The following is a 6,706-nucleotide window of genomic DNA, read 5'->3' as shown; positions in this document are numbered from 1 at the left end:
GCCCTCCGCCTCCAGCACCCGGCCGACCATGTCGAGTTCGGCCCAGGGCATCGGCGAGCGGGTGCGCCACGCGAGCCGCATCGCCGAGACGGCGCTCACCGATGCCCGCGGGCTCGAGACAACGGTCAGCGCCCTGTCGCGGGCGGCGGACGAGGTCGGCGCGGTGGTCACGCTGATTCGCGCGGTGGCCGAGCAGACGAACCTGCTGGCCCTGAACGCGACCATCGAAGCCGCCCGCGCGGGCGAGGCGGGGCGCGGTTTCGCCGTCGTCGCCGGCGAGGTGAAGGCCTTGGCCGGCCAGACCGCGGCGGCGACGGATCGCATCGCCGCCCAGGTCACCGCGATCCAGCAGGCCGCCTGCAGCACCAGCGGCGCCATCGGCGAGATCGGGCAGACGATCGCGCAGCTCAGCCTCATCGCCTCCGAGGTCGCCGCGGCGGCCGAGCAGCAGGGTCAGGCCAGCCACGAGATCGCCCGCGCCATCGCCGGCGCCGCCGCCGACGCCCGCACGGTCTCCGAGAACATCACCGGCGTCCGCCGCGCCGCGGCCTCGAACGAGGAGCGCTCGGACGAAGTCCGCACCGGCGCCGAGCGGGTCGGCGAGGGCAGCGCGGCGCTGCAGGCGGCCATCGCGACGTTCCTGGAGCGGGTGCACGCGGCGTGAATGGGTCTACCCGGCTCGCCCTCGGAGGTTCGGTTCAGCAGTCCTTCCCGTCCGACATCGCGATGTGGGCGGCGAAGCCGGTGAGGTCCGCTCTGACCGCCTGAGGGCGCAACTCCATCGACGGGATCGCGTAATCCCCGCCGTTCTGCCGTCGGAACGGGATGGGGGATGTCTCGAACAAGGTTCGCATCCGGCGCTTCAATGCAGCGGCGGTGGTGCTAAAGGTGGCATCGTCCATCCGGTCGGCGCGATAGACCACGAACGGCGGCAGCACGTCGTAGCCCGGATAGAACAGCACGCCGTGATGGATGGGGAAGAGAAGGTCCTCGATCGGCCCGTTGATCCCCCGAGGACCATAATGCGACGGCCAGCCTCCGGCCGTCACGATGAGCATCGCGCGCTTGCCCGCGAGCGTGCCCTCGCCGTAGCGATCCCCCCAGCGCGTCTCGCTGTGCTCGCCGACGCCGTAGGCGAAGCCGCACGCGTAGACCCGGTCGATCCACCCTTTCAGGATGGCCGGCATGGAGAACCACCAGAGCGGAAACGCCAGGATCAGGGCGTCCGCCCAGAGGAGGTCGTCTTGCGCGGCGACGACGTCCTCGGTGAGGTTCCCGGTGGCGAACGCCGCGCTGGACGCCGCCGGTACCCGCAGGCGTTCGGAGGCAGGCAAGGCCGGGAAGTCGCGCCGGTCGACGGCGCATTTCCACCCGATGGCGTAGAGATCGGTCACGCGGACGTCGTGGGTGTCCGAGCGGAGTTCGGCGACGGCCGCATCGCGCAAGGCGTTCGTCAGCGATGCCGGATCGGGATGGGCGGAAACGACGAGGATCTTCATGCCTGCGGCTCACCGGAGAAAGATGGCGCGAGGCTAGGCGCGTCCGGATTCATCCGGTAGCTGAGGGCAACGGATAGGATCATGCCGCCGAATGGATCGATCGGGCGTCACGCTGGAACGGATGCGCAGCTTCGCCCGTGTCGTCGAGCGTGGCAGCCTGTCCGCGGTGGCCCGCGAGCAAGGGGTGGGGCAATCGACCGTCTCGCGGCATGTCGCGGACCTCGAAAGTGCGCTCGGCGTCACGCTCCTCAACCGGACCACGCGGCGCATCACCCTGACGGACGAGGGTCAGCGCTTCCATGCCGAGGCGCGCACGATCCTGCGGCTGGTCGATGAGGCGACGGACGGAGCCCGGAGCGCCGGCGGCGGTTTGACCGGCACGGTCCGCGTGTCCTGCACCGCGGCTCTCGGGGTCCGGCATGTCTGCCGAATGCTCTTCGCGATACAGGATCAGCATCCGGAGATTGTGGTCGATCTCAGCCTGTCCGACGCGCGCATCGACCTCGTGCGGGAGGCGGTCGATGTCGCGATCCGTCTCGGACCGCTGGTCGACAGCTCGATGCAGTGCCGGACCATCGGTCAATCACGCCGCGTCCTGGTGGCATCCCGCACGTACCTCGCGAGGCACGGGCGCCCCGAGACGCCCGGCGACCTGAGCCGGCACGCTTCCATCCGCATGAGCAATGTCGCCGGTCACGCCATGCTCCAGCTTCGCCGGCCGGATGGAACCGAGGTCCTGATCCCCTTCGAAGGCCACCTGCTGGTCGATCACGGCCTGGCGGCCCGCGAGGCGCTGATCCAGGGGCGCGGGATCGCGGCGGCCCATCTCTGGCTCATCGACGATCTGCTGGCGGCCGGCACGGTCGAGCCGATTCTGCCCGATTATAGGCCCGAGCCCGTACCGCTCTCGCTTCTCATCGTGCCCGGTCGCACGCGCATCAGGCGCGTTCGCATGCTGGTCGACTCGCTCGCGGCCTCCTTGGCGGCGCTGCCGGGGCTCGTCCAGGAGTGATATGGTTTCCGGGTGATCGCTTCGGCTACCGCCTCTCTCCTCCCCCTTCTGGGGAGGGGACAGGCCGAGCGATGACGGAGGCGTTCAAGCGGAAACCGTATGATGTCTGGATCCATGGCCGCACGAACCATGTGCTGGCAATCCGCTCGACCGGCTTGCCGCCGGTTCACCTCGCCCGACGGCCCTATCCCCGAGGCGGTAGCCCGGCCTCGATGATCCGCGCCCAGAGCGAGGCGCCGTAGGGGATGGCCGCGTCGTTGAAGTCGTAGTCCGGGTGGTGCAGGCCGGCGGAATCGCCGTTGCCCATGAAGATGTAGGCGCCCGGCCGGTGCGCGAGCATGTAGGAAAAGTCCTCCGCCGCCATCATCGGCGCCACGTTCCGCTCGACCTGCTCCTCGCCGACGACCTGGGCGGCGATGTCGGCCATGAAGTCGGTCTCCGCCGGATGGTTCTCGGTCGCCGGGTAGCCGCTGGCGAAGTCGATGCGCGCCCGCGCGCCGAAGGCGGCCGCCACGTTCTCCGCGATGGCGGCGAGCCGCTCGCGCATCAGGCCGCGCACGGCCGGCGTCAGCGCCCGCATCGTGCCGCGCAGCTCCGCCGTCTGCGGCAGGACGTTGAACGCCTCTCCCGCCTCGACCGCGCAGACGGAGACGACCGCCGAGTCGAGCGGATCGATGTTGCGGGCGACGATGGATTGCAGGGCGACGACGATATGGCTCGCCACCAGCACCGTATCGACCGCCGCCTGCGGCAGGGCCGCGTGCCCTCCCCTGCCCTCGATCAGGATCGTGAAGCGGTCGGTCGAGGCCATGATCGGGCCGGGGCGGATGGCGAAGGTGCCGACCGGCTGGCCGGGAATGTTGTGCAGGCCGTAGACCGCCTCGACGCCGAAGCGCTCCATCATCCCATCCTGCACCATCGCCTCGCCGCCGCCGCCGCCCTCTTCGGCCGGCTGGAAGATCAGCACCGCGCGGCCGTCGAAATCGCGGGTCTCGGCGAGGTATTTCGCGGCGCCGAGCAGCATGGCGGTGTGTCCGTCGTGGCCGCAGGCGTGCATCTTGCCCGGCACCGTCGAGCGATAGGGAAGGTCGCGAAGCTCCTGGATCGGCAGCGCGTCCATGTCGGCGCGCAGGCCGATCGCCCGGTTCGAGCCGTGCGACCGGCCGCGGATCACCCCGACGACGCCGGTCCGGCCGATCCCGGTGACGACCTCGTCGCAGCCGAAGGCGCGCAGCTTCTCCGCGACGACACCGGCGGTGCGGTGGACGTCGTATTGCAGCTCGGGATGAGCGTGGAGATCGTGCCGCCAAGCGGTGATCTCCTCCGAGAGATCGGCGATGCGGTCGATGACGGGCATGGATCCAACCTTTCCGGAGGGTTCCAGCAAGCAGAAGGCCAACCGCGGGTCAACGGCCAAGCCTCAGCGCGTCCCCGCCCCTCCCGCCAGATCGTCGAGGATCGGGCAGTCGGGGCGGTCGTCGCCGCAGCAGCGCTCGGCCAGATGTTCGAGGGTGCGGGCCATCGCCTCCAGCTCGCCGATGCGGCGGCGCAGGTCGGCGACGTGGTCGAGCGCCACCGCCTTGACCGCCGCGCTGGCGCGGGAGCGATCGTGCCAGAGCGCCAGCAGGTCGGCGATCTCCCGCATGGAGAAGCCGAGGTCGCGCGCCCGGCGCACGAAGCGCAGGGCGTGCAGGTCGGCCTCGCCGTAGACGCGGTAGCCCGAGGCGGTCCGGCCCGCGGGGCCGAGCAGGCCGGTCTCCTCGTAGTAGCGGATCATCTTGGCCGAGACGCCGGTAGCGCGGGCCGCCTCGCCGATGGTGACGGATCGCTCGCTCATGTATCGGCTCCCGCCCGCCGGAGGCGCAGGGCGTTGCCGACGACGAAGACGCTGGAGAGCGCCATCGCCCCGGCCGCGAGCACCGGCGAGAGCGGGGGCCCGCCGAAGGCGACGAGCGCGCCGGCGGCGACCGGGATCAGCGCGGCGTTGTAGGCGAAGGCCCAGAACAGGTTCTGGCGGATGTTGGCGATCGTCGCCCGCGACAGGACCACGGCCTCGACCAGGCCGCCGAGCGCGCCGGACATCAGCACCACGTCGGCGCTCTCCACCGCGATGTCGGTGCCCGTGCCGATGGCGATGCCGATATCGGCCTCGGCGAGCGCCGGGGCGTCGTTGATGCCGTCGCCGACGAAGGCGACCGGTCCGTGCGCCTCGCGCAGGCGGCGCAGGGCAGCCACCTTGCCCTCGGGCAGCACTTCGGCCTCGACCTCGGTGATGCCGAGCGAGCGGGCGACCGCCTCGGCGGTGGCGCGGGCGTCGCCGGTCAGCATCGCCACGGTCAGACCGCGGGCGCGCAGGGCATCGAGGGCCTGCCGCGCATCCGGCTTGACCGGGTCCGCCACCGCCACGAGCGCCGCGAGCCGACCATCGACGGCGGCGAAGATCGGGCTCTTGCCCTCACCCGCGAGCCGGGCCGCCTCGGTCTCGAGCGCCCCGGTCGCGATGCCGAGCCGTTCCATGTAGCGGCGGTTGCCGAGCGCCACCGGCCGTCCCTCGACCCAGGCCGAGACCCCGTGACCCGGCACCGCCTCGAAGGCTTCGACCTCGGGGATCGCCCCGGCTTCCCGCGCCGCCGCGGCGATGGCGCGGGCGACCGGATGCTCGGAGCGCGCCTCGACGGCGCCCGCCAGGGCCAACACGCTCTCGCGGGTGAAGCCCGGCGCGGTGACGAGATCGGTCAGGCGGGGGCGGCCCTCCGTGAGGGTGCCGGTCTTGTCGAGGGCGATGACGCGGGCGTCCTGCAGCGCCTGGAGCGCCGCGCCCTGGCGGAACAGCACCCCGCGCTCCGCCGCCCGGCCGGTGCCGACCATGATCGAGACCGGCGTCGCCAGCCCCATGGCGCAGGGGCAGGCGATGATGAGCACGGAGATCGCCGCGACGAGGGCGTGGCCGAGCGCCGGCGCCGGCCCGAGGACGAGCCAGGCGAGGAAGGTCAGCGCGGCGATCCCGATGACGGCGGGCACGAACCACAGGGTCACCCGGTCGACCAGCGCCTGGATCGGCAGCTTGCCCCCTTGCGCCTCCTCGACCATCCGCACGATCCGCGCGAGCGCCGTGTCGGCGCCGGTGCGGTCCACGGTGAGGTCAAAGCTGCCGGTGGTGTTGAGGGTGCCGCCGACGACGCGGGCGTCCCGGCCCTTCTCCACCGGGACCGGCTCGCCGGTGATCATGCTCTCGTCGACGAAGGAGGAACCGGAGGCGACGGTGCCGTCCGCCGGCACGCGCTCGCCGGGGCGCACCCGGACCCGGTCGCCGACCCGGAGGTCGGCAGCCGGCACCTCGCGCTCGTTCGCGCCGTCCACCAGCCGGGCCGTCTTCGGCGAGAGGTCGATCAGCCGGGCGATCGCCGCGCCGGCCCGGCCCTTGGCGCGGGCCTCGAGGGTGCGCCCGAGCAGGATCAGCGTGACGATGAGGACGCTCGCCTCGAAGTAGAGGTGCGCCGACCCGTCCGGCAGCCACCACGGGGCGGCGGTCGAGACCAGCGAGAACAGGTAGGCCGCGCCGGATCCCAGGGCGACGAGGGCATTCATGTCCGGATGGCCGCGCAGCAGGTTCGGCACTCCGATCCGGAAGAAGCGGCGGCCGGGCCCGGCCAGCACCAGGGTCGCGAGCACGGCCTGGAGCCAAGCGAGAGCGCTGGCGCCAACGACGCCGGTCACCGCGTGGTGGAAGCCCGGCAGCAGGTGTCCGCCCATGTCGAGCACGACGACCGGGCTCGACAGCACGGCCGCGACGATCAGGTCGCGGCGGAGGGCGGCCGCCTCCCGCTCCTGCCGCTCCTCGTGCGAGCGGTCCTGCCCTGCCGCGAGCGCATGCGGCTCGTAGCCGGCCCGCCGCACCGCGGCCTCGACATCGCTCACCGAGACGGCCCCGGCGGCGTGGCGCAGCTCGGCCCGGCCGGTGGCGAGGTTGACGCTCGCCGAGACCGCGCCGGGCAGCGCCAGGAGCGCGCGCTCGACCCGGCCGACGCAGGAGGCGCAGCTCATGCCCTCGACGGCGACGGCGGTGACGGCGCGCGCATCCCTGATCGCCGGCCCGAGCGCCCGGACCGCCGTCGCCCGCCGACGGCAGTCTGGTGCGACCGGTCATGCAAGCCGAAATCCCGTCCGCTCACGCCTCCAGGCCGAAGGCGCCGAG

General features: G+C 72.3%; 5 protein-coding genes and 1 pseudogene. 2 read left to right on the top strand and 4 right to left on the bottom strand.

The features are described from left to right. Positions 1–664 (top strand): methyl-accepting chemotaxis protein (locus MFF42_RS15525; protein ID WP_238256547.1); only part of this gene is annotated, 664 nt, incomplete at its 5' end. 34 nt (positions 665–698) lie between these two features. On the opposite strand, the gene MFF42_RS15520 is transcribed toward MFF42_RS15525, so the two are convergent. Further along, complete coding sequence (locus MFF42_RS15520; protein ID WP_238256546.1) at positions 699–1,499, bottom strand: NAD(P)H-dependent oxidoreductase; 801 nt, start codon at positions 1,497–1,499, stop codon at positions 699–701. A 91-nt stretch (positions 1,500–1,590) separates the two neighbouring features. Here MFF42_RS15520 and MFF42_RS15515 point away from each other — a divergent pair, with 91 nt between their 5' ends. Continuing rightward, on the top strand, positions 1,591–2,511 hold the full coding sequence (locus MFF42_RS15515) for a LysR family transcriptional regulator (RefSeq protein ID WP_238256545.1): 921 nt from the start codon (positions 1,591–1,593) through the stop codon (positions 2,509–2,511). A gap of 184 nt (positions 2,512–2,695) precedes the next feature. On the opposite strand, the gene MFF42_RS15510 is transcribed toward MFF42_RS15515, so the two are convergent. The 3 genes and pseudogenes from MFF42_RS15510 to MFF42_RS15500 all read right to left on the bottom strand — a co-directional run. Next, positions 2,696–3,868 carry a M20 aminoacylase family protein gene (locus tag MFF42_RS15510; protein ID WP_238256544.1) on the bottom strand — a complete coding sequence of 391 codons (1,173 nt, stop codon included), beginning with the start codon at positions 3,866–3,868 and terminating at the stop codon, positions 2,696–2,698. Positions 3,869–3,931: 63 nt separating this feature from the next. After that, on the bottom strand, positions 3,932–4,348 hold the full coding sequence (gene cueR, locus MFF42_RS15505) for a Cu(I)-responsive transcriptional regulator (protein ID WP_238256543.1): 417 nt from the start codon (positions 4,346–4,348) through the stop codon (positions 3,932–3,934). Then, positions 4,345–6,585 (bottom strand): annotated as a pseudogene (locus MFF42_RS15500) (heavy metal translocating P-type ATPase); the annotation flags it as partial. The gene cueR and the pseudogene MFF42_RS15500, both read right to left, overlap by 4 nt. Positions 6,586–6,706 lie beyond the last annotated feature (121 nt).

This window comes from Methylorubrum podarium (assembly GCF_022179745.1).
GTDB lineage: Bacteria > Pseudomonadota > Alphaproteobacteria > Rhizobiales > Beijerinckiaceae > Methylobacterium > Methylobacterium podarium.
The sequence above is the reverse complement of the archived record's forward strand: the minus strand, read 5'-3'. Positions and strand labels throughout refer to the sequence as shown.

What these genes read in the sequence shown, in the direction of transcription:
- MFF42_RS15515 (WP_238256545.1), top strand. Translation starts at nt 1,591, where the DNA reads ATGGATCGATCGGGCGTCACGCTGGAACGGATGCGCAGCTTCGCCCGT.
- cueR (WP_238256543.1), bottom strand. Translation starts at nt 4,348, where the DNA reads ATGAGCGAGCGATCCGTCACCATCGGCGAGGCGGCCCGCGCTACCGGC.
- MFF42_RS15520 (WP_238256546.1), bottom strand. Translation starts at nt 1,499, where the DNA reads ATGAAGATCCTCGTCGTTTCCGCCCATCCCGATCCGGCATCGCTGACG.
- MFF42_RS15510 (WP_238256544.1), bottom strand. Translation starts at nt 3,868, where the DNA reads ATGCCCGTCATCGACCGCATCGCCGATCTCTCGGAGGAGATCACCGCT.